Annotated in this window: 18 protein-coding genes, 5 tRNA genes and 7 pseudogenes; 26 read left to right on the forward strand and 4 right to left on the reverse strand. The window is 39.5% G+C overall.

Annotation, left to right across the window (positions count from 1 at the left end):
* The 4 genes from HK413_RS22275 to HK413_RS15475 form a co-directional block, all read right to left on the reverse strand.
* Positions 1 to 179, reverse strand: a 179-nt coding sequence (locus HK413_RS22275; protein ID WP_175270216.1) for an ATP-binding protein, incomplete at its 3' end; no start/stop codon positions are given.
* 11 nt (positions 180 to 190) lie between these two features.
* The gene (locus tag HK413_RS21315; RefSeq protein ID WP_317169512.1) at positions 191 to 904 is read right to left on the reverse strand and encodes a PAS domain-containing sensor histidine kinase; all 714 of its coding nucleotides are present in this window, start codon (positions 902 to 904) and stop codon (positions 191 to 193) included.
* Positions 905 to 924: 20 nt separating this feature from the next.
* The gene (locus HK413_RS15470) at positions 925 to 1290 is read right to left on the reverse strand and encodes a PAS domain-containing protein (protein WP_217452265.1); all 366 of its coding nucleotides are present in this window, start codon (positions 1288 to 1290) and stop codon (positions 925 to 927) included.
* On the reverse strand, positions 1244 to 1504 hold the full coding sequence (locus tag HK413_RS15475) for a hypothetical protein (protein ID WP_217452266.1): 261 nt from the start codon (positions 1502 to 1504) through the stop codon (positions 1244 to 1246). Before HK413_RS15475 ends, HK413_RS15470 begins: the two co-directional genes overlap by 47 nt.
* Before the next feature lie 394 nt (positions 1505 to 1898).
* On the opposite strand from HK413_RS15475, the gene HK413_RS11170 reads away from it, so the two are divergent.
* From HK413_RS11170 to HK413_RS11285, 26 genes and pseudogenes are all read left to right on the forward strand, one after another.
* A complete protein-coding gene (locus HK413_RS11170; RefSeq protein WP_175270218.1) occupies positions 1899 to 2345 on the forward strand; it encodes a hypothetical protein in 447 nt (148 codons plus the stop codon).
* A 116-nt stretch (positions 2346 to 2461) separates the two neighbouring features.
* Positions 2462 to 2656 (forward strand): 30S ribosomal protein S21, encoded by a 195-nt coding sequence (gene rpsU, locus HK413_RS11175; protein ID WP_175270219.1) that lies wholly within the window; start codon positions 2462 to 2464, stop codon positions 2654 to 2656.
* Positions 2657 to 2745: 89 nt separating this feature from the next.
* Positions 2746 to 3015 (forward strand): site-specific integrase, encoded by a 270-nt coding sequence (locus tag HK413_RS21320; protein WP_317169507.1) that lies wholly within the window; start codon positions 2746 to 2748, stop codon positions 3013 to 3015.
* Between the two features lie 83 nt (positions 3016 to 3098).
* Positions 3099 to 3635 (forward strand): tyrosine-type recombinase/integrase, encoded by a 537-nt coding sequence (locus HK413_RS21325; protein WP_317169509.1) that lies wholly within the window; start codon positions 3099 to 3101, stop codon positions 3633 to 3635.
* A 12-nt stretch (positions 3636 to 3647) separates the two neighbouring features.
* Positions 3648 to 3995, forward strand: a complete 348-nt coding sequence (gene hpf / locus HK413_RS11185; RefSeq protein WP_175270220.1) for a ribosome hibernation-promoting factor, HPF/YfiA family — start codon at positions 3648 to 3650, stop codon at positions 3993 to 3995.
* Between the two features lie 509 nt (positions 3996 to 4504).
* Positions 4505 to 4577 (forward strand) — tRNA-Thr (locus tag HK413_RS11190).
* 83 nt (positions 4578 to 4660) lie between these two features.
* A tRNA-Tyr gene (locus HK413_RS11195) sits at positions 4661 to 4741 on the forward strand.
* Between the two features lie 79 nt (positions 4742 to 4820).
* Positions 4821 to 4893 (forward strand) — tRNA-Gly (locus HK413_RS11200).
* A 45-nt stretch (positions 4894 to 4938) separates the two neighbouring features.
* Positions 4939 to 5010: transfer RNA gene (locus tag HK413_RS11205), tRNA-Thr, on the forward strand.
* Between the two features lie 61 nt (positions 5011 to 5071).
* A pseudogene (gene tuf, locus HK413_RS11210) lies at positions 5072 to 6258 on the forward strand (elongation factor Tu).
* A gap of 111 nt (positions 6259 to 6369) precedes the next feature.
* Positions 6370 to 6440, forward strand: a tRNA-Trp gene (locus tag HK413_RS11215).
* 122 nt (positions 6441 to 6562) lie between these two features.
* Positions 6563 to 6652: a hypothetical protein gene (locus HK413_RS21330; RefSeq protein WP_317169510.1), complete on the forward strand. Its 90-nt coding sequence runs from the start codon at positions 6563 to 6565 to the stop codon at positions 6650 to 6652.
* Positions 6653 to 6664: 12 nt separating this feature from the next.
* A pseudogene (gene nusG / locus HK413_RS11225) lies at positions 6665 to 7206 on the forward strand (transcription termination/antitermination protein NusG).
* Positions 7207 to 7333: 127 nt separating this feature from the next.
* Positions 7334 to 7775: pseudogene (gene rplK, locus HK413_RS11230) on the forward strand (50S ribosomal protein L11).
* Positions 7776 to 7803: 28 nt separating this feature from the next.
* Positions 7804 to 8502, forward strand: coding sequence for a 50S ribosomal protein L1 (rplA, locus tag HK413_RS11235; RefSeq protein WP_175270221.1), 699 nt, complete (start codon positions 7804 to 7806; stop codon positions 8500 to 8502).
* A 2-nt stretch (positions 8503 to 8504) separates the two neighbouring features.
* Positions 8505 to 9023: a 50S ribosomal protein L10 gene (rplJ, locus tag HK413_RS11240; protein WP_175270222.1), complete on the forward strand. Its 519-nt coding sequence runs from the start codon at positions 8505 to 8507 to the stop codon at positions 9021 to 9023.
* A gap of 60 nt (positions 9024 to 9083) precedes the next feature.
* A complete protein-coding gene (rplL, locus tag HK413_RS11245; RefSeq protein WP_175270223.1) occupies positions 9084 to 9470 on the forward strand; it encodes a 50S ribosomal protein L7/L12 in 387 nt (128 codons plus the stop codon).
* Between the two features lie 219 nt (positions 9471 to 9689).
* A pseudogene (gene rpoB, locus HK413_RS11250) lies at positions 9690 to 13491 on the forward strand (DNA-directed RNA polymerase subunit beta).
* A 108-nt stretch (positions 13492 to 13599) separates the two neighbouring features.
* Positions 13600 to 17884: pseudogene (gene rpoC, locus HK413_RS11255) on the forward strand (DNA-directed RNA polymerase subunit beta').
* A gap of 68 nt (positions 17885 to 17952) precedes the next feature.
* A complete protein-coding gene (locus HK413_RS11260) occupies positions 17953 to 18264 on the forward strand; it encodes a DUF3467 domain-containing protein (RefSeq protein WP_175270227.1) in 312 nt (103 codons plus the stop codon).
* 52 nt (positions 18265 to 18316) lie between these two features.
* Positions 18317 to 18577, forward strand: a complete 261-nt coding sequence (locus tag HK413_RS11265) for a carbohydrate kinase family protein (protein ID WP_175270224.1) — start codon at positions 18317 to 18319, stop codon at positions 18575 to 18577.
* A 21-nt stretch (positions 18578 to 18598) separates the two neighbouring features.
* The gene (locus HK413_RS11270; protein WP_175270225.1) at positions 18599 to 19273 is read left to right on the forward strand and encodes a bifunctional heptose 7-phosphate kinase/heptose 1-phosphate adenyltransferase; all 675 of its coding nucleotides are present in this window, start codon (positions 18599 to 18601) and stop codon (positions 19271 to 19273) included.
* Positions 19274 to 19749: 476 nt separating this feature from the next.
* Positions 19750 to 19938 (forward strand): annotated as a pseudogene (locus tag HK413_RS18145) (undecaprenyl-phosphate glucose phosphotransferase); the annotation flags it as partial.
* A 281-nt stretch (positions 19939 to 20219) separates the two neighbouring features.
* Complete coding sequence (locus HK413_RS18150) at positions 20220 to 20627, forward strand: sugar transferase (protein ID WP_317169511.1); 408 nt, start codon at positions 20220 to 20222, stop codon at positions 20625 to 20627.
* A 116-nt stretch (positions 20628 to 20743) separates the two neighbouring features.
* A pseudogene (gene fcl / locus HK413_RS11280) lies at positions 20744 to 21675 on the forward strand (GDP-L-fucose synthase).
* A gap of 216 nt (positions 21676 to 21891) precedes the next feature.
* Positions 21892 to 23211 (forward strand): SLBB domain-containing protein (locus HK413_RS11285; protein ID WP_175270226.1); only part of this gene is annotated, 1320 nt, incomplete at its 3' end.

A 23211-nucleotide genomic window follows, 5' to 3' on the forward strand; every position in this document is an offset into this window, starting at 1 on the left:
TTACCATTGTGGCGGGTGATGATCTCTGAGCTAATATACAAACCTAAACCCAGGCCCGAAAACTGGTGGCCAAAGGCATCAACCCGGTAATAGCGATCAAACAGATGTGGTAGTTTTTGCGGGTTTATGCCAATACCAAAATCGCGCACGCAAATAGTGGCGCGCTCATCGTCATGCATTACGGTGATCTCTATCCTTTTGATGACGGCGAGTATTTGATGGCATTGCCAATCAAGTTGATCATTACCTGGTCAATACGGCGGTAATCGGCATAAACCATTAATTCTTCATCACCCAAAAAAACAAATGTATAGTCGTTTGCGGGGTTAATGTGGGCGCAGCAGTCTTTAATCAGTTCAACAATATCAAAGCGGTTAATGTTAAGTGCCAGTTGGCCCTGTTGTATTTTGGTTACGTTAAGCAAATCGTCAAGCAGGTGTATCAGCTTGTTTAGGTTATTGCTTGCTTTGTTTACAAATACCGGCACTTTATCAGATGCCGGGTCGGTTTTAACCAGCTTCTGTAAGATCTGCATCGACGCGCTAAGCGATGTAATAGGCGTTTTTAACTCATGGCTGGCCACGCTGATGAACTCATCCTTACGCACCTGCAACTGGTACTCCTCAGTAACATCCTGTAATATGCCGCTAAATTGGTAGACATTGCCTTCTGCATCAAACAAGGCCCGGCCAGTAGCTTCAACAATGCGCCGGGTACCATCCTTCAGGTTTTGAATAGTATATATTACGTTATAGTTACCATCCGACCCTTTAGTCATGGCCTTTGCAATTGCCTCGCTTACACGTTCGCGGTCTTCCTCAACCATGGCAGCAACAGCGCTGTCTAATGCGATCTCTGTATCATAAGGTAAACCAAACCAATCTTTTAAACGGTCATTACCTATAAATTTTAAAGTGTTCGGATTTAAATCCCGGTGCCCAAATCGGCAGCTTCAATGGCAAATTCCAACTCGTTTTTAGCGTTCTCAAGGTTATTGTATGATAGTACCTGGTCCGTAGTTTCGTTACAAATCACCAAAACCCCGCCGGGTTCACCGCTTTCATCCAATACCTTACTATAGCTAAATGTCCAGTAAACGTCTTCCAGCTTATTGTTGCGGTAGATAGGTATGAGTTGGTTTTCGCTCGAGGTTGATTCGCCGCCGCTCATTACCTGGTCTATCAATGGTTTTATTACCGGCCAAATTTCCGGCCAGCAATCTGCCCCACGCTGCCCCAGCGCTTTAGGATGCTTGCCATTTTGCCCCGAGGCTGGGGCGGTAGGCATCATTATAAAATTGGATCAGTTCCGGCCCCCACCATAAAAACATGGGGAAGCGCGAGTTTAATATAATACTGATGGTAGTTAATAAGCTTTGCGACCAGCCTTCGGGTGGGCCCAGTACGGTTTTGCTCCAGTCAAACTCGCGGGTAAGCTGCCCCATTTCGCCGCCACCTTGTAAATAATGGATGCTTGTTGTTTGTAAGGGGCTGTTTGTGATCATGTATTATAATTGTAACAGGAGGCTAATATAAATACATTAAACAGAAAGGGAATAAAAATGTTTTATATACACGGAAATGAAAATTGTTATAATTTTAGGATACCTAATCCAAAATACATATGAGGTGTTTTATAAGTCTTATTTTCTTTCTGCTGATCTGCTCGACTGCTGGTGCTCAGAATTATTCCAAGGCCAAAGAATTTATAGACCGGGTAATAGAAGAGCGTAATATTGTTTATCAGGATAGTGCCGGCAGAAATGTTTTATTGATGATGAAAGAGACTCTTGCAAATAATAAAAGGCATACTTTTTACAGCTTTAGGAAAGACAGCGTTTTTATACTGATAACACGCGAATATTAATACCTATGCTTAGATCTAAAGCGACAGCCATAGTGGAAGAGGATATTCGTAGGACGATTACCTATGTTGAAAGTTCAGTAAAGAAAACTCTACCTGCAATTCAACCAGCAAAAATAGCGCCCAAACCAAAGGACAGCCGAATGTTTCCGATGGTAGAAGATTCGGTTACCTTTTCAGATCAGGAAATTACTTATGTTTATGAAGAGATTGCCAAATTTAGTAAGCATAAATGGGATAACGAATTACTTGAAAACTCCAAAATAGTGCCTACAGATACTGTAAGAAAAGCGTTTGCTAATTGGAAACTACGAGGGTGGAATTACTTGTACAATAAAGGAATACACAAATACTACACTTTTAGCGTGCCAATTTTTTCCGGAACGATACTTATTGCTTATTTTATTATGACTACGGTTGTGGTGATCTTTGCGGACAATCGGAGTTGGCCGTTTACAAAAAGGAAAAAGGTAGGTGGGTGAAATTTGCAACACTGAGAGAATCGGTAAGTTGATACTGATATTTTCGAAAAAACCTGTTTGTAAATCAAAACATTATCCCTACATTTGCCGTCCCTGAAAGGAGGTATTTTGGAATTATGATCATTATCAACGTTAAAGAAGGCGAATCATTAGACAAGGCGTTAAAACGCTTTAAGAAGAAATTTGAGAAAACTGGTGTTTTACGCGAACTGCGCAGTCGTCAGGCATTCGAAAAGAAATCTGTATCTCGTCGTCACGAGATCAAACATGCCATCTACAAGCAAAACATGAACCTTGAAACAACTATTTAATTCTTTGTAAAAAGAATTTTAAGTTTTTCTTGTAAACATATATAAAACTATTTGTACATTCATTCTATCCGGATGTACAAGTAGTTTTTATGTTTTTAGCCCGATTTATTCAATATATTAAGTTCGAAAAACGGTACTCTCCGCACACTGTATCTGCTTATCAGTCAGACCTTGATCAGTTTATAAGTTTCCTTAACCACCCTGATCAAACCACATCTCATCCACAAGAAATTTCGCATTACCAAATCCGTAACTGGATGGTTGAACTGATGAACCGGGGCTTATCCGCGCGTTCCATCAACCGTAAAATAGCCACACTGCGCAAATACTTTAAGTTTTTGGTGCAGGAGGGGTACTAACCATTAATCCCGCATCAAAAATAAACACACCCAAAATACCCAAACACTTACCAGTTGTTGTTGAAGACGCGCGCCTTACCCAGATGCTGGATAATGGCGAGGTATTTACCGACGACTTTAAAGGCACGCGCGATAAGCTGATTATTGAAATGCTGTTTGGTACAGGCATGCGCCTGGCCGAATTGTTGGGCATTAAAGACACCGATATTAACACTTACGAAGGTACGGTAAAGGTTTTAGGCAAGCGAAACAAGGAACGAATAATACCCCTAAATCAGGAGCTGCGTTTGTTGCTTCTGAAATACAGCGAGTTAAAGAAAAGTGAAAATTTTAGTAACAATTCAGTAACATTGATCGTTACTGATAAAGGGGCTAATGCATATCCGAAGCTAATATATTTAACAGTGCAGAAATACTTATCTAACATATCAACCCAAAATAAAAAGAGCCCACACGTATTGAGGCACACCTTTGCAACCAGCCTGCTAAATGCAGGTGCCGATTTAAATGCGATAAAAGAATTACTGGGCCATGCCAATTTAAGCGCTACCCAAATTTATACGCATAATTCTGTCGAAAGATTAAAATCAATTTACAAACTCGCCCATCCAAAGGCATAAAAAGGAGGAACCATGAAAATTACAGTGCAATCAATTCATTTTACTGCAGACAAAGGATTATTGGAATTTATACAGAAGAAAGCAGACAAGCTGGATACCTTTTATGATAATATTATAAACGGCGAAGTATATTTAAAGCTGGAGAACGTAGAAGACGAAGCAAATAAAATAACCGAAATAAAACTGCAGTTACCGGGCAACCTGATTTTTGCGAAGGAACAATGTAAAACTTTTGAAGAAGCCACTGATCTGGCTATCGAAAGCCTGCGCAAACAAATTGCGAAGCATAAAAAACGGAAGGAGATTGCGGCTCAGGAGGTTAAAAAGGCTGTACTTGCCTCGACCGAAGAGGAATTTTAATATTTAAAAACTCATTATATTTTGAAGATCGACGGTTAAAATGGCCGTCGATTTTTTTATGTGTTGATTTTTGCCCCGTTGAGCAATAAGAGAGGCGAGCATTGCCTGCTCTTAAAATGTTTTATAAGCACGTTAAGAAGTCGGCAAAACAATTAAAGCTATTTATGAGCGGGCAAAATCATACTCCGTGGCGCTACTTAATTATTAAAAAGAACTTTGTTTTGTGGCAATTTTCTGATTGTTGAAAGCCTTTCTCGCTGTAAATCAGTCATAAATATTCCTTGAAATTCGCCCTCAAAAACTCATTAAGTTTTTTTGATAAAAAATTTTGTTAGGCGTTATTTATTTGTAAATTTGCAATCCCTTTCAGAGAGGTGTGTATCACACTTCTTGAACGAAGGGAATGGTTCTTTAAAATAAAAATATTATAACCTTATAAATAACCGGCGACTTTTTGCAGGTTAGGTATTGACCGATCTGTTTGATCAGCAGCACTATTAAGTATATAAGCCTCCTTAGCTCAGCTGGTAGAGCGACTGACTTGTAATCAGTAGGTCATTGGTTCGATCCCGATAGGAGGCTCAGTTAATTTTAGATTGTAGAATTACGATTTACGATTTTGCCGGTCAATTCGTAAATCCGAAATCGTAAATCTGAATTAGCAATGGGGGATACCAGAGCGGTCAAATGGGACGGACTGTAAATCCGTTGCTTCGGCTACGAAGGTTCGAATCCTTCTCCCCCACACAGGATGATTGATTGAATTAATGAATTATTGAATTTCAAAACCTCAGTAAGTCAATAATTCAGTCATTCATAATTTAAGCGGAAGTAGCTCAGTTGGTAGAGCGATAGCCTTCCAAGCTATAGGTCGCGAGTTCGAACCTCGTCTTCCGCTCTTGGAGGCTCATTAGTTAACACAACGAAATGAGCTAACAAATAAGCCGACGTAGCTCAGGGGTAGAGCACTTCCTTGGTAAGGAAGAGGTCATGGGTTCAAATCCCATTGTTGGCTCAACGTAGTAACGAATACATTAATTAAGAATATAAATTAACCTACAAATAATAAATAAATCATGGCAAAAGAAAAGTTTGACCGCAGTAAACCGCACTTAAACATCGGTACAATCGGTCACGTTGACCACGGCAAAACAACCCTTACTGCAGCTATCACAAAAGTATTAGCTGACGCAGGTTTATCAGAAGCTCGTTCATTTGATTCAATTGACTCTGCTCCTGAAGAAAAAGAGCGTGGTATTACAATTAACACTGCACACGTTGAGTATTCAACTGCTAACCGTCACTACGCTCACGTTGACTGTCCAGGTCACGCGGATTATGTGAAAAACATGGTTACAGGTGCTGCCCAAATGGACGGTGCAATTATAGTGGTTGCTGCAACAGACGGCCCAATGCCACAAACTCGCGAGCACATCCTTTTGGCTCGTCAGGTAGGTGTACCTTCATTGGTTGTATTCATGAATAAAGTGGATATGGTTGATGATCCTGAATTATTAGAATTAGTAGAGATGGAAATCCGTGAGCTATTATCATTCTATGATTTCCCGGTGATGATATCCCTGTTATCCAAGGTTCTGCTTTGGGTGGCTTAAATGCTGATCCGAAATGGGTTGGAAAAATTATGGAATTGATGGACGCTGTTGATAGCTACATCCCAATTCCTCCACGTTTGACAGATCTTCCATTCTTGATGCCTGTTGAGGACGTATTCTCGATCACTGGTCGTGGTACTGTTGCAACTGGTCGTATCGAGCGTGGTGTAATCAACTCTGGTGAGCCGGTTGATATATTAGGTATGGGTGCTGAGAACTTGAAATCAACCGTAACTGGTGTTGAGATGTTCCGCAAAATCCTTGACCGTGGCGAAGCTGGTGACAACGTAGGTTTATTATTACGTGGTATTGAGAAAACTGATATCCGTCGTGGTATGGTTATTTGCAAACCAGGTTCAGTAAACCCACACACTGATTTCAAAGCAGAAGTTTACGTATTATCAAAAGCAGAAGGTGGACGTCACACTCCATTCTTTAACAAATACCGTCCGCAATTCTATTTCCGTACAACAGACGTTACAGGTGAAATTACCTTAGCTGAAGGTGTAGAAATGGTTATGCCTGGTGATAACGTTACAATCAATGTAAAATTGATCAACGCTATCGCAATGGAAAAAGGCTTACGTTTCGCTATCCGTGAAGGTGGCAGAACAGTAGGTGCTGGCCGGGTAACTGAAATTGTAAAATAATTTCATTCGCCAAAAGCGAAGCATAACGGTTAATTTTTATGTAAAGTACCAGGACGTTTGTCTTGGTACTTTATCAATATTATAAAGTTCCTTCGGGAATTGAGGGTTTACACGGGAATAGTTCAACGGTAGAATAGAGGTCTCCAAAACCTTTGATCAGGGTTCGAATCCTTGTTCCCGTGCATAATAGCAAATAATTAAGAATGGCTAACGTATCTGAATATATTAAAGAGTCTTATATCGAGTTGACCCAGAAAGTAACTGGCCAACCTGGCGCGAATTACAAAGCAGCGCGGTTTTGGTATTGGTAGCGGCTGTAATTATTGCCATGCTAATATTTGGTATGGATCAGGTAATAGGTCTTTTGCTTAATAAGTTTTATAGTTCACTTTAATATATACTTATAATGAGTGATCAATTAAAATGGTACGTTGTACGTGCAATAAGCGGCAAAGAGAAAAAAGTTAAACAATACATAGATGCAGAAATTTCACGTTTAGGCATCACACATTTGGTGCCGCAGGTATTAATACCTACCGAGAAATATTACCAGATGCGCGACGGAAAGAAGATAGCTAAAGAGCGTAACTATTTTCCGGGTTATGTATTGATGGAAGCACAATTAGATGGCGAGTTAGAGCACATTATAAAAAATGTGAACAGCGTTATCGGTTTCTGGGTGATAAAGCAGGTAATGCTATCCCTTTGCGCCAGGCAGAGGTTAACCGTATTTTAGGTAAGGTTGACGAGATGACCGCTCAGGGCGAAACGATGAATGTACCTTATTACGTTGGCGAAAACGTTAAAGTAATGGACGGGCCTTTCAATGGATTTAGCGGGGTGATTGAAGAAGTTAACGAAGAGAAAAAGAAATTGAAAGTAATGGTAAAGATATTCGGCCGCCGTACGCCGCTTGAATTGAATTACATGCAAGTAGAAAAAGAGTAATAGTTATTTCGGACATCGAATTTTCGATTTCGAATTTATATAAACAAAGACATTGGGTGTCACAACCTGATAAAAAATGTTACATAGCTTCCACTTTATAACATTGAATAATTAAATAAAAAAGCAAATGGCAAAAGAAGTCGGTGCAATGGTTAAGCTGCAAGTAAAGGGCGGCGCTGCAAATCCATCACCCCCAATTGGACCTGCATTGGGTGCAAAAGGTGTGAACATTATGGAGTTTTGCAAGCAGTTCAATGCACGTACCCGGGATAAACCCTGGTAAAGTGCTACCTGTGCTTATTACTGTGTACGTAGACAAATCTTTCGATTTTATCATCAAAACCCCTCCTGTTGCTATCCAATTATTGGAAGTATCAGGTTTAAAAGGTGGTTCGGCCGAGCCTAACCGTAAAAAAGTTGCCAGTGTAAACTGGGAGCAGGTTGAGACTATAGCCAAAGATAAAATGGTTGATTTAAATGCGTTTACGGTAGAATCAGCCATGAAAATGGTAGCAGGTACTGCCCGCAGCATGGGGATAACCGTATCAGGTACGGCACCACGGAATTAATTAAATTTATACAAATCAGTTTAAGACAGTGGCTAGATTAACAAAAAATCAAAAAGTGGCGCTCTCCAAAATTGAGGCTAATAAATCGTATACATTACAAGATGCATCATCGTTGGTTAAGGAATTAACTAACACTAAGTTTGATTCATCAGTTGATATAGATGTGCGTTTAGGTGTTGACCCCCGTAAAGCCAATCAAATGGTACGCGGTATTGCAACATTGCCTCATGGAACCGGTAAAACTGTACGTGTATTAGTTCTTTGTACTCCGGATAAGGAGCAAGAAGCTAAAGACGCAGGTGCAGATTACGTAGGTTTGGATGATTATATCGCCAAGATTGAAGGTGGATGGACTGATGTTGATATTATCATTACCATGCCAAGTGTTATGGCTAAGGTAGGTAGATTAGGCCGTGTGCTTGGTCCGCGTAACTTAATGCCTAACCCTAAATCAGGTACAGTAACCCCAGAAGTTGGAAAAGCTGTAACTGAGGTAAAAGGTGGTAAGATCGACTTCAAGGTTGATAAAACCGGTATTATCCATACCTCAATAGGTAAAGCATCTTTCCCTGCTGACAAAATTTATGAGAATGCATTAGAAGTATTGCAAACCATCTCTAAATTGAAACCATCATCAGCTAAAGGAACATATTTTAAGAGTATTCATATCTCTTCTACTATGTCTCCGGGAATAACAGTAGAAACAAAATCAGTAGCGGGAATTTAATCATGAATAAAGAAGAAAAACACGACCTTGTTCTTGCCCTCTCTGAACAAATGAAGGAATACGGTAATTTTTATATCACCGATACTTCAGATTTAACGGTTGCAAAAATTAATGACATCCGTCGTAAATGTTTCGACAGTAATATCAAAATGCAGGTTGCAAAAAATAGCTTGATTAAAAAAGCTATGGAAGCGGCCGGTGGCGATTACACTGAAATATATAATGTATTAAAAGGTTCATCATCAATACTTTTCTCAAAATCAGCAACTGCCCCGGCAAAGTTGATTAAACAATTAAGAAAAGGCGGCGACAAACCAATTTTAAAAGCAGCATATATTGATTCGGCAATATTTATCGGCGACAACCAGATCGATGCGCTTACGAAATTAAAATCGAAAGAGCAATTAATCGGCGAGATCATCGGCTTATTGCAATCACCAGCGAAAAATGTTGTATCTGCACTGCAATCAGGCGGAAACACATTGGCAGGATTAGTAAAAACATTACAAGAAAGAGGTTAATTCAAACACCTTAAAGTTTGATAATTAAAAAACAAAGCATTAAAGTAAAAACATAATAAAATGGCGGATTTAAAAGCATTTGCTGAACAGTTAGTAAACTTGACAGTAAAAGAAGTAAACGAATTAGCTCAGATCTTAAAAGACGAGTATGGTATTGAGCCTGCTGCTGCAGCTGTTGCTGTTGCTGGCCCTGCTGCTGGTGGTGGCGATGACGCTCCTGCTGCTGCAGCTGAGCAAACATCTTTTGACGTTATCCTGAAAGAAGCAGGTGGTCAGAAATTAGCTGTTGTTAAATTAGTAAAAGACTTAACCGGTTTAGGTTTGAAAGAAGCAAAAGATCTTGTTGACGGTGCACCAAAAGAAGTAAAAACTGGTGTATCTAAAGAAGAAGCTCAATCTTTGAAATCTCAATTAGAAGAAGCCGGAGCAGTAGTTGAGGTTAAGTAATTAACCCAATACCCATAGCATCAGACTCCGGCCATTTTTGGTCGGGGTCTATTGCTGTTTATAAAGGTTTGATAATAGATTTGGGACAGTAGATTTGAGATATGAGATCTTTAGCTGTCGACAAGTTGGCGAATATCAAGCGTTAGGTGTAAAATTATCTCGTATCTCACATCTGATAAATCACGTTTAATAAAGTTAGTAAACTAAAATTAAAACACCTTGGCAAACAAAAAAGCACAAAGAGTAAACTTTGCAACCAGCAGAAAGGTACTTGATTACCCCGATTTTCTGGATGTGCAGTTGCAATCTTTCCAGAATTTTTTCAATTAGAAACAACTTCAGACAACCGTCATAAAGAAGGTTTGTTTAAAGTGTTTGCAGAGAACTTTCCTATTTCAGATTCAAGAAACATCTTCGTCCCGGAGTTTCTTGATTATTTCATTGATCCGCCACGTTACGATATACGCGAGTGTATTGAGCGCGGGTTAACTTACAGCGTACCACTTAAAGCAAAACTTCGCTTATCATGTAATGATGCAGAGCACGAAGATTTTGAAACAATTGTACAGGATGTTTATTTGGGTACCATCCCTTATATGACACCTAAAGGTACCTTTGTTATTAATGGTGCAGAACGTGTAATTGTATCACAGCTACACCGTTCACCAGGCGTGTTCTTCGGCCAAAGCCGTCACACCAACGGTACAAAATTGTACTCTGCCCGTGTTATCCCGTTCAAGGGTTCATGGATTGAGTTTGCTACAGACGTTAACAACGTAATGTATGCTTACATTGACCGTAAAAAGAAATTCCCGGTAACTACCTTGCTTCGCGCTATCGGCTATGACTCTGATAAAGACATCTTAGAGTTATTTGAACTGGCTGATGAAGTAAAAGTTAGCAAGTCAGGTCTTAAAAAATTCATCGGTCGTAAACTGGCTGCAAGGGTTTTAAAGAAATGGGTTGAAGACTTTGTGGACGAAGATACTGGTGAAGTAGTTTCTATCGACCGTAACGAAATTATCCTGGAACGTGAAACCGTGCTGGAAGATGACCATATTGATATGATCATTGACGCCGGTGTTAAAACCATCATCTTGAATAAAGAAGATGCCGCTACCAGTGGTGATTACACTATCATATACAATACCTTACAAAAAGATACGTCAAACTCTGAGAAAGAAGCGGTTGAGCATATCTACCGTCAATTACGTAACGCTGAACCACCTGATGAGGAAACTGCCCGTGGTATCATCGATCGTTTGTTCTTCTCTGACAAGCGTTATGATCTGGGTGATGTTGGTCGTTACCGCATCAACCGCAAGTTGAAACTGAGCACTTCAGAAGAAACTAAGGTATTAACTAAACAAGATATCATCGCGATAGTTAAATATCTGATCAAATTAATCAACTCAAAAGCCGAGGTGGATGATATTGATCACTTGTCAAACCGTCGTGTTCGTACCGTAGGCGAGCAGTTATATGCTCAATTCGGTGTTGGTTTAGCACGTATGGCCCGTACCATCCGTGAGCGTATGAATATCCGTGACAACGAGGTATTTACACCTACCGACCTGATCAACGCGCGTACATTATCATCTGTGATCAACTCGTTCTTCGGAACAAACCAGTTGTCACAATTTATGGATCAAACCAATCCACTGGCAGAGATTACGCACAAGCGTCGTCTGTCAGCCTTAGGCCCCGGCGGTCTGTCGCGTGAGCGTGCAGGTTTCGAGGTTCGTGACGTTCACTACACCCACTACGGTAGGTTGTGTACCATCGAAACTCCGGAAGGACCTAACATTGGTTTGATATCATCGCTTTGCGTACACGCTAAGATCAATAACTTAGGCTTTATTGAAACGCCATACAAACGTGTGGTTGACGGTAAAGTACAGGTACAGGAAGATGTTATCTATTTATCTGCAGAGGATGAAGACGGTAAAACAATAGGCCAGGCAAATGCCCATTATGATGATAAGGGTGTGTTTGCATTACCGAAAGTTAAAGCCCGTTTTGAAGGTGACTTCCCTATTATTGAGCCGGAAAGATTGGATTTGATGGACATTGCTCCAAACCAGATCACATCTATCGCTGCTTCATTAATTCCGTTCCCGGAGCATGATGATGCTAACCGTGCCTTGATGGGTTCAAACATGCAACGCCAGGCCGTACCATTGTTACGTCCTGAGTCGCCAATTGTTGGTACCGGTTTGGAAGGCCGTGTGGCAAAAGATTCGCGTACCCTTATCAACGCCGAAGGTGATGGTGTTGTTGAGTATGTTGATGCAAACCAGATTGTAATTAAATATGATCGTAACGAACTTGACCGTTTGGTTTCTTTCGAAGGCGATTCAAAAAGCTATATCTTAACTAAGTTTAAGAAAACCAACCAAAGCACTACTATCAACTTGAAACCGATTGTTAAAAAAGGCGAAAGAGTTGAAAAAGGGCAAGTGCTTTGCGAAGGTTATGCAACACAAGATGGCGAGTTAGCCCGGGCCGTAACCTTAAAGTGGCATTCATGCCTTGGCAAGGTTATAACTTTGAGGATGCGATCGTTATTTCTGAGCGTGTAGTATCACAGGATATCTTTACTTCTCTTCACGTTGAAGAGTTTGAATTAGAAGTACGTGATACCAAGCGTGGCGAAGAGGAATTGACACCGGATATCCCTAACGTATCAGAAGAAGCTACTAAAGACCTTGACGAAGACGGTATCATCCGTGTTGGTGCCGAGGTTAAAGAAGGCGATATCCTGATAGGTAAGATCACTCCAAAAGGTGAATCAGATCCTTCACCGGAAGAAAAACTATTACGTGCCATATTTGGTGATAAAGCAGGTGACGTTAAAGATGCGTCATTAAAAACTCCGCCGTCTATCGCGGGTGTTGTAATTGATACCAAATTATTCTCTCGTGCTAAGAAAACTACCAAAGCAGAGGAAAAAGCACAGATAGAGAAGCTTGATGCTAAACATGATAAAGCTGTAAAAGATCTTAAAAACACTTTAATTGAGAAGTTATTTGAGATAGTTAACGGTAAAACATCACAAGGTGTTAGCAATGTTTACAAAGAGCTATTGGTACCTAAAGGTGTTAAATTCACCCAAAAGATTTTAACTGAGCTACAGTTTGAAAACATCAACCCAACAAAATGGACAACTGATGATGACAAAAACGATCAGATAAAATTATTGCTTCATAACTATAACATTAAGGTTAATGAAGAGCTGGGTGCTTACCGTCGCGATAAATTTGCTATCAGCGTAGGTGATGAGCTTCCTTCTGGTATCGTACAAATGGCTAAAGTTTACATCGCTAAAAAGCGTAAGCTTAAAGTGGGTGATAAAATGGCGGGCCGTCACGGTAACAAAGGTATTGTTGCACGTATAGTACGTGATGAGGACATGCCTTTCTTAGAAGACGGAACACCGGTTGATATTGTGTTGAACCCACTGGGGGTACCTTCACGTATGAACCTTGGCCAGATCTATGAAACTGTATTAGGCTGGGCTGGTAAGGAACTGGGCATTAAATTCGCAACTCCAATTTTTGATGGTGCAAGCCATGAAGAAGTTGAGGAGTGGGTTAAAAAAGCTGGTATCCCTGAATCAGGCCGTACTTACTTATACAATGGTTTAACCGGCGACAGGTTTGATCAGCAAACTACTGTAGGTATTATCTACATGCTGAAACTGGGCCACATGGTTGACGATAAGATGCACGCGCGTTCTATCGGTCCATACTCATTAATTACACAACAACCGTTGGGTGGTAAAGCTCAGTTTGGTGGTCAGCGTTTTGGTGAGATGGAGGTTTGGGCACTGGAAGCATTTGGTGCATCAAACATCCTGCAGGAAATATTAACCGTTAAATCGGATGATGTTGTTGGCCGTGCCAAAACTTACGAGGCTATTGTTAAAGGTGAAAACTTACCAACACCTTCAGTTCCGGAATCTTTCAACGTATTGGTTCATGAATTAAGAGGTTTAGGTTTGGATATCACATTAGAATAATTATTGAATTATTGAGGGATTGAATTATTGACTGATTCAATCCCTTCAATAAAAATGAATTCAGTCATTCAATAATTCAATTATTCAAAAATTAAAACAAAGGAGACTATGTCTTACAAAAAGGATAATAAAATCAAAAGTAATTTTACTACTATCACCATCAGCTTAGCTTCGCCCGAGGCGATTTTGGAGCGCTCAAGTGGTGAAGTTTTAAAACCCGAAACCATTAACTACAGGACGTATAAGCCTGAGCGTGATGGTTTATTTTGCGAGCGTATTTTTGGTCCGGTTAAAGATTACGAGTGCCATTGCGGTAAATACAAACGTATCCGTTACAAGGGTATAGTGTGCGACCGTTGCGGTGTTGAAGTAACCGAAAAGAAAGTACGTCGTGAGCGTATGGGACACATCAATTTGGTGGTGCCCGTTGCTCACATCTGGTATTTCCGTTCGTTGCCAAACAAAATTGGTTACTTATTGGGCTTGCCAACAAAAAGACTTGATCTAATCATATATTATGAAAGATATGTAGTTATCCGGCTGGTATTAAAGAAGCAGACGGAATCAACAAAATGGATTTCCTTACTGAGGAAGAATACCGGATATTTTAGATACCCTTCCGAAAGAGAACCAATACCTTGACGATAAGGATCCACAGAAATTTGTAGCCAAGATGGGTGCAGAAGCTTTGGAAGAATTATTGAAACGTATTGATCTTGACGAATTATCATTTAGCTTACGCCACCAGGCAGCTACCGAAACTTCACAACAACGTAAAAACGAAGCGTTAAAACGCTTACAGGTTGTTGAGGCTTTCCGTGGTGCAAAAACACGTATCGAGAATAACCCTGAGTGGATGATCGTTAAGATCGTTCCGGTTATCCCGCCTGAGTTGCGCCCGTTAGTACCTCTTGAAGGTGGCCGTTTTGCAACGTCAGACTTAAATGACCTTTACCGTCGTGTAATTATCCGTAACAACCGTTTAAAACGTTTGATCGAGATTAAAGCACCAGAGGTAATTTTACGTAACGAAAAACGTATGTTACAGGAAGCTGTAGATTCGTTATTTGATAACTCACGTAAAGTTAACGCGGTAAAAACTGAAGGTAACCGTGCATTGAAATCACTTTCAGACATTCTGAAAGGTAAACAAGGCCGTTTCCGTCAAAACTTATTAGGTAAACGTGTGGATTATTCAGCACGTTCTGTAATTGTTGTAGGTCCAAACCTGAAACTACATGAGTGCGGTTTACCTAAAGATATGGCTGCCGAATTGTTTAAACCATTTATCATTCGCAAGATGATTGAGCGTGGTGTGGTTAAAACAGTAAAATCTGCCAAAAAGATAGTTGACCGTAAAGACCCATTAGTTTGGGATATCTTAGAAAACGTATTAAAAGGGCACCCGGTATTATTAAACCGTGCACCTACGCTACACAGGTTAGGTATACAATCATTCCAGCCAAAACTGGTTGAAGGTAAAGCTATCCAACTGCACCCGTTAACCTGTACCGCCTTTAACGCGGATTTTGACGGTGACCAGATGGCTGTGCACGTACCACTTGGTAACGCCGCAATATTAGAAGCTCAGGTATTAATGCTTGCTTCGCACAATATATTAAACCCTGCTAACGGAACACCTATTACCGTTCCATCACAAGACATGGTGCTTGGTTTGTACTACATAACCAAAGGCCGTAAAACTGATGAAACACGTGTTGTAAAAGGTAGCGGTTTAACTTTCTACAGTGCCGAAGAGGTTATTATTGCTTACAACGAGCGCAAATTAGACCTGCACGCTTTCATTAAAGTTAAAACTAACGTTAAAGAGCGCGACGGACAGATTGTAAATAAAATTATTGATACTACTGTAGGCCGTGTGTTGTTTAACCAACATGTACCAGCCGAGGTAGGTTATATAAATGAGCTATTAACCAAAAAATCATTACGTGATATTATTGGTGAAGTAGTAAAAATTACCGGTATGGCACGCGCCGCCCAGTTCCTTGATGATATTAAGGAGTTAGGATTTAAAATGGCGTTCCGTGGTGGTTTATCATTTAACTTAAAAGACATCAATATCCCTGCTGAAAAAGTTACATTGATCGAAACAGCTTCTAAACAAGTTGAAGAGGTTATGAATAACTACAACATGGGCTTTATTACCAACAATGAGCGTTACAACCAAATTATCGATATCTGGACCCGTATCAACAATCGCTTAACCGCGAATGTGATGGACATCCTGAGCAACGATAACCGTGGCTTTAACTCGGTTTACATGATGTTGGATTCCGGAGCACGTGGTTCTAAAGAGCAGATCCGTCAGCTTGCAGGTATGCGTGGTTTGATGGCTAAGCCGCAAAAATCAGGTTCAGGTGGCGAGATCATTGAAAACCCTATCCTTTCAAACTTTAAAGAAGGTTTGTCTGTATTAGAGTACTTCATCTCTACTCACGGTGCACGTAAAGGTTTGGCGGATACCGCGTTAAAAACAGCTGATGCTGGTTACTTAACCCGTCGTTTACATGACGTAGCACAGGATATGATTGTTGGTATGGTTGATTGCGGTACTTTAAGAGGTATCTACACAACTGCATTAAAAGACAACGAGGATATTGTTGAACCATTGTATGATCGTATTTTAGGCCGTACATCTTTACATGATGTGTTTGACCCTATTACTAACGAGTTGTTAGTGTCAGCTGGTCAGGATATCACTGAAGAGATTGGTAAAACCATTGAAAACTCTCCGTTAGAGGGTATCGAGATACGTTCGGTATTAACTTGCGAAAGCAAGCGCGGTGTTTGTGCATTATGCTATGGCCGTAACTTGGCAAGCGGTAAACGCGTGCAAAAAGGTGAAGCTGTTGGTGTAATTGCAGCACAGTCAATCGGTGAGCCGGGTACACAGTTAACGTTACGTACCTTCCACGTGGGTGGTACAGCGTCAAACATCGCGGCTGAATCTCAGATCAACGCTAAATTTGATGGTATCATTGAGTTTGAAAACGTGCGTACTGTAACTTATCAAACTGCCGAAGAAGGTGCTGTTGACGTTGTGTTAGGTCGTTCCGGCGAGTTCCGTATTGTTGAAGAAGGTAGCAATAAAGTTATTGTAACCAACAACATTCCTTACGGCTCATACCTGTACATTAAAGATGGTGCTAAAATCAAAAAAGGTGATCGTATTTGTTCATGGGATCCATACAACGCGGTTATCATATCAGAGTTTGCCGGTGTGGCACAGTTTGAAGCTGTATTAGAGGGAATTACTTTCCGTGAAGAATCTGACGAGCAAACCGGTCACCGTGAGAAAGTAATTATTGATACCGGGGATAAAACTAAAAACCCTGTTATACAAGTTACCGATAATAAAGGAAACATAATTAAAGGATATAACATCCCGGTAGGAGCCCACATTGCAGTTGATGAAGGAGAGAAACTGCAAACAGGACAGATTATTGCAAAAATACCTCGTTCTACAGGTAAAACCCGCGATATCACCGGTGGTTTACCACGTGTAACAGAGTTATTTGAAGCACGTAACCCATCAAATCCTGCAGTAGTAACTGAGATTGACGGCGTTGTAACATTAGGTGGTGTTAAACGTGGTAATCGTGAGATCACTATCGAATCAAAAGACGGACAAATTAAAAATACCCGGTTCCATTGTCTAAACACATCCTGGTACAGGATAATGACTTTGTGAAAGCTGGTATGCCATTGTCTGATGGTTCAATATCTCCTGCTGATATCCCGGCTATTAAAGGCCCTGCTGCTGTGCAAGAGTACCGGTTAATGGTATACAAGAGGTTTACCGTTTACAAGGTGTGAAGATCAATGACAAACACTTCGAGGTTATTGTTCACCAAATGATGCAGAAAGTGGCTATCGAAGACGCGGGCGATACCCGTTTCTTAGAGAAAGAAGCTGTTGACAGCTGGGATTTCATGCTGGAAAATGACGACATCTTTGATAAAAAGGTTGTTGTTGATCCGGGAGATTCAACCAGCTTAAAAGCAGGCCAGATACTATCTGTACGCAGGTTACGCGACGAAAACTCGATTTTAAAACGTAAAGATTTGAAATTGGTTGAAGTGCGTGATGCTATAGCAGCTACATCAAGCCCAATGTTGCAGGGTATTACCCGTGCTTCATTAGGTACTAAATCATTCATATCAGCAGCATCGTTCCAGAAACTACCAAAGTTCTTAACGAAGCAGCAATCGCTGGTAAGAAAGATAGCATGCTTGGCTTGAAAGAAAACGTTATTGTTGGTCACTTAATTCCATCCGGAACAGGTTTACGCGAGTATGAAAATATCCGTGTAGGTTCTCAGGAAGAATTTGACCGCCTGATGGCTTCAAAAGCTGAAGAAGTAGAAGCTTAATATTTATTAAGCGAATAATAATTAGCAAGCCTTCCGTGAAAACGGAAGGCTTTTGCTATTTTTGCGCTATGGAAGAACAAAACGAAAATCAGTTGAACATTGAGCTTTCTGAAGAAATTGCGGAAGGTACTTACTCAAATCTTGCAATTATTACCCATTCCAACCAGGAATTTGTCCTTGACTTTATCCGTATAATGCCGGGAACACCTAAGGCAAAAGTAAAATCTCGCATAATCATCACTCCTGAACATGCCAAAAGGCTGTTAACCGCACTTGAAGATAATATAGAAAAATATGAAGCGGCAAATGGTCGGATTAAAGTACAAGAAGAGCCATCCGCCTTCCCGATGAATTTTGGTGGAACAATGGGGCAGGCTTAGCAAGGGTTTTATCCCTAATTAACGATATTTATATTTAATCTATCCATAACTAATGTCTTTCTTCAACTTTCAAACAGACAAAAAAGTAAAAATTTGTGTAATAGGTGATATGATGTTGGATCATTATATTAATGGTTCATGTGACCGTATTTCGCCTGAAGCACCTGTACAGATTGTTGATGTATCTGGTGAAACTTATAGCTTAGGTGGAGCCGGTAATGTGCTTAAAAACTTGCAGGCTTTTGGTTGTGAGGGTTCAATAATTAGCATAAGTGGTAATGATGATATCAGCCGTAGTGACAGACGAGATTGAAAAGATCAAACCCTACTTTTATTGCCGGTAAAGGACAAGGAGCGGCGCACCACTATTAAAACCAGAATAGTTGTAAACAGGCACCAATTAATACGGCTGGATAAGGAAGACAAAATTTATTGCAATAATATTATTGCTGATGAGATATTTAGTTTTTTAAAAACTAAGATAGCTGAGCTTGATGTTGTAATACTATCTGATTACTGCAAAGGTGTGTTAAGTACGCATTTGGTAAAAAATGTAATTGAGCTATGTAATGCCAATAATGTTATAACTATTGTAGATTCTAAAGATAAGGATCTGTCCAAGTATTACGGAGTTACATTGGTAAAGCCAAACAAAAAAGAAGCCTCATTGGCATCAGGCATAAATATTACAGATGATATTAGTTTAGAGGCTGCTTGCAAAAAAATTGCAGATACAACGGCTTGTCAAACCGTAATTGTTACCCTATCAGAAGACGGCATAGCTATCTATAATGATAATAAGCTGATAAAAAAACCAACTAAAGCACTTGATGTGTTTGATGTTACCGGTGCCGGCGATACAGTAATTGCTTCTTTAGCTTTTGCATTAGCCAATGGCTTATCTGTATCTGAAGCTTGCGACTTTGCGAATAGCGCAGCTGCGGTGGTGGTTGCCAAGTTTGGTAGCGCGGTGGCTACATTAGATGAGATTAATAAGCTGAACAGGTAGTAATAAACAGAAAATATGGTTTACAGATACTCTGCGTTTATCAAAATACTCAATCTGTTTATCGATTATTTGTTACTAAACGTAAGCATGCTTATAGCTTATTTAATAGTTGATGGGCCCGGATTACAGATAACAACCAATAAATATTTGCCTATAATAATGCTGTTCAACCTTATTTGGGTATTATCAACAAATCTTACGGGGTTATATGAACGTGTACTAAATAAAGATTCTATACGTACCTATCAGGGTTTTTTTAAAACCTACCTGTTATTTATATCATTAATATCTTTCATCATAATTATAATAGGCGCCAGGTTCTATTTAATCACAAGGGGGTATTTACTTTATTCTGTTATACTATTTGGTTTTTTAGTTGGATCATGGAAGTTTATATTCCTGCTTATCAGAAAGAGTAAAAGAAACTTATTGATGGACTCCCGGAATATAATTATTGTTGATCCGGGCCAATAGGCATGAATATTTTTGAATACTTTGAAGAGAATAAACATAGTGGATACAAAGTGTTAGGCTTTTTTGATGACAAAGCATCGCGCATTCCGGCTATAGGCTTATATTTAGGTAGTATAGATGATTGTATTGACTATGTACTTGAAAACGGCGTAGATGAAATATTTTGCGCATTGCCAATTTCTCAAACTAACCGTATAGAACAGTTAATGACAGAAGCAGATAAACATTTAATACGTTTTAAAATAATTCCTGAATATTATATTAATCCTAAAAGGTCAATGTTTGTGCAAAATTTTGATCACATCCCAATCATCTCAGTAAGACAGGAACCATTGGAAAGTATAGCTAACAGGTTAGTTAAACGTGTATTTGATATCGTATTTTCATTGTTTGTTATCATATTTATATTTAGTTGGCTTTTCCCAATATTGGCTGTTATTATAAAATTACAATCGCGTGGGCCAGTGTTTTTGTGCAAACACGTTCGGGTAAAGACAATAAACCTTTTAAATGTTATAAGTTTAGAAGCATGCGTGTTAATAATGATTCTGATAAACAACAGGCAAAAAGAGGAGACTCGCGAATTACACCTATCGGAGCATTTATCCGTAAAACAAGTTTAGATGAATTTCCACAGTTTTTTAATACGCTGATAGGTAATATGTCTGTAGTAGGGCCAAGGCCACATATGATAAGCCATACTAAACAATATTCACAACTGATTGATAAATTTATGGTGCGCCATTTTTTAAAGCCGGGTATAACAGGGTGGGCACAAATTAATGGCTTTAGAGGTGAAACTAAAACTACCGAAGATATGCTTCAACGGGTAGAAGCAGATGTATGGTACCCGAAAACTGGTCGTTTTTACTTGACCTGAAAATTATATTTCTTACTTTTTGGAATGTAATAAAAGGCGATGAAAAAGCATTTTAAGATAATATATAACTCAAAGACAGGGTTGTTTACAAAAGAAACTTTTAAATATAATCAATAATGGAAAAGCATTCCAAAATATACATTGCAGGTCATAGGGGTATGGTTGGTTCGGCCATTTATCGTAAACTGGAAAAAGAGGGGTTTACCAATATAATTACCCGGGTATCGGCAGAACTGGATTTGCGAAACCAACAGCAGGTTGCAGATTTTTTTAAAAACGAAAAACCTGATTATGTATTTTTAGCAGCTGCAAAGGTTGGCGGAATTATAGCTAACAACACTTACAGAGCAGAGTTTTTATATGATAATTTACAGATCCAGAATAATGTTATTCATTCATCATATGTAAACGGGGTTAAGAAGTTAATGTTTTTGGGCTCAAGTTGCATTTATCCCAAAATGGCACCACAGCCACTTAAAGAAGAATATTTATTAACGGGCTTACTTGAAGAAACCAATGAGCCTTATGCAATTGCAAAGATAGCAGGGATAAAAATGTGTGACGCTTATAGAGCGCAGTATGGTTGTAATTATATATCTGTAATGCCAACTAACTTGTATGGATATAATGACAATTATCATCCACAAAACTCGCACGTGTTACCTGCTTTGATACGGAAGTTCCATGAGGCCAAACAACAAAATGCTAAGGATGTGACTATTTGGGGCACAGGGACTCCAAAGCGCGAATTTTTGTTTGCAGATGATTTGGCGGATGCCTGTTATTACCTAATGCAAAACTATGACGAGGGAGGGCTTGTAAACGTTGGTACCGGCGAAGATTTATCAATCAAAGAGTTGGCCTTGTTAGTCAAAATATTGTTGGCTATACCGGCGAAATAAATTTCGATATAAGTAAGCCTGATGGTACGCCGCGTAAATTAATGGATGTGAGTAAATTACATAGTAAAGGATGGAAACACACCATTAACTTGCAAACGGGTATTAAATTAGCCTATAACGATTTCCTTGAAAAACATGCGATATAATTTTAAGGAAATATAAAACTAAAAATAACTCTTAATGTTATAGTCTTGCCATAAATACATTTCCTAATAATAACACAGAGTGGTAATGTATCATAAGTGTACTGAAGCAGCAGTTTGAATAGCCGCTAATAATTAAATTTGCTTATTATTGCAGTAAATTTATTAATAACAAAATTGCGGTTTGGGGTTTTAAACAACTGCAATTATCATAATATAATGAATAAATTAAAAATCTACATATCTATACTGGTTGTTACTTTCAGCCTTGTAGGATTTTCAGCCTTTGCCCAGTCACTCCCACAAAATTTATCAAATTTTAATGTTGATGATTACTCAGACGCACAGCTAAAAGCAGTAATGCAAAATGCGCAATCGCAAGGTTTAAACGATGCGCAATTATTACAAATGGCCCAAAGCAGAGGGTTGTCTGCCGCCCGGGCACAACGTTTACAAACAAGAATAGCTGACTTACGCAAAAAAGACGGCAGTAATACAGCTATAGACACTTCTGGTAATCAATCATCACGTAAGGTAAACGCATTACAAGATAATGATACGCAGGATAACAAAGTGCCATTATTTACCAATCAATCTAAAATATTTGGAGCCAGCCTCTTTAGAAATAGTAAAGCAAATACTTTTCAGCCTAACCTAAAGTTAGCAACACCGGTAAATTATATTGTTGGCCCGGATGATAAGCTTCATATAAGCGTTTACGGAAACTCAGTAGCTGACTGGCAACTTACAGTATCGCCCGAAGGGAATATTAATATACCCGGTGTTGGTGTATTAAATGTCGCCGGGAAGACCATTGAACAAGCTACTTTAGCTATAAAAAGCCGGTTAGCAGCAAATAATTATGCCATTGATAGGGGGACATCTGTACAAGTTACCTTGGGTGATATCAGGACTATAAATGTAATTTTACAAGGCGAATTGGTTAAACCGGGTACATATTCATTATCCTCATTATCAACAGCATTTGACGCCTTGTTTTCCGCTGGAGGGCCTAATGATATAGGCTCCTTCAGAAAAATAGAAATTATAAGAAATAATAAAGTTGTCAGCAAGCTTGATCTGTATGATTTTATTGTAAGCGGAAACAGAAAAGGTAATATAGTTTTACGTGATCAGGATATTGTTCGTGTCCCGCCATATGGTATTCATGTTGAGTTAAAGGGCGAAGTAAAGATCCCTGCTATATTTGAAACCTTACCCGGTGAAAAGTTACAGGATATTATAAACTATAGCGGCGGGTTTACAGATCAGGCCTACACTGCCCGTATTAAGGTAGATCAGGTTAGTGACAGACAACATCGGTTTAAAGATATAATTGAAACAGATTATAACAAATACACGCCATTACGCGGCGATAAATACACAGTTTCAAGAATATTGGATAGATATGAAAACAGGGTTGTAATAACCGGTGCAGTATTCAGACCGGGGGAATTTGAATTACAGGACGGCCTTACCATTTCAAAACTTATTAAATATGCGGGCGGTTTAAGAGAAGACGCCTTTACTGGTCGTGGA

The organism is Mucilaginibacter humi (genome assembly GCF_013087555.1).

Coding starts and splice junctions, on each gene's coding strand:
- HK413_RS15470 (WP_217452265.1), bottom strand. CDS start 1,290: ATGATGCCTACCGCCCCAGCCTCGGGGCAAAATGGCAAGCATCCTAAA.
- HK413_RS15475 (WP_217452266.1), bottom strand. CDS start 1,504: ATGATCACAAACAGCCCCTTACAAACAACAAGCATCCATTATTTACAA.
- rpsU (WP_175270219.1), top strand. CDS start 2,462: ATGATCATTATCAACGTTAAAGAAGGCGAATCATTAGACAAGGCGTTA.
- HK413_RS21320 (WP_317169507.1), top strand. CDS start 2,746: ATGTTTTTAGCCCGATTTATTCAATATATTAAGTTCGAAAAACGGTAC.
- HK413_RS21325 (WP_317169509.1), top strand. CDS start 3,099: ATGCTGGATAATGGCGAGGTATTTACCGACGACTTTAAAGGCACGCGC.
- hpf (WP_175270220.1), top strand. CDS start 3,648: ATGAAAATTACAGTGCAATCAATTCATTTTACTGCAGACAAAGGATTA.
- rplJ (WP_175270222.1), top strand. CDS start 8,505: ATGAATAAAGAAGAAAAACACGACCTTGTTCTTGCCCTCTCTGAACAA.
- rplL (WP_175270223.1), top strand. CDS start 9,084: ATGGCGGATTTAAAAGCATTTGCTGAACAGTTAGTAAACTTGACAGTA.
- HK413_RS11260 (WP_175270227.1), top strand. CDS start 17,953: ATGGAAGAACAAAACGAAAATCAGTTGAACATTGAGCTTTCTGAAGAA.
- HK413_RS11265 (WP_175270224.1), top strand. CDS start 18,317: ATGTCTTTCTTCAACTTTCAAACAGACAAAAAAGTAAAAATTTGTGTA.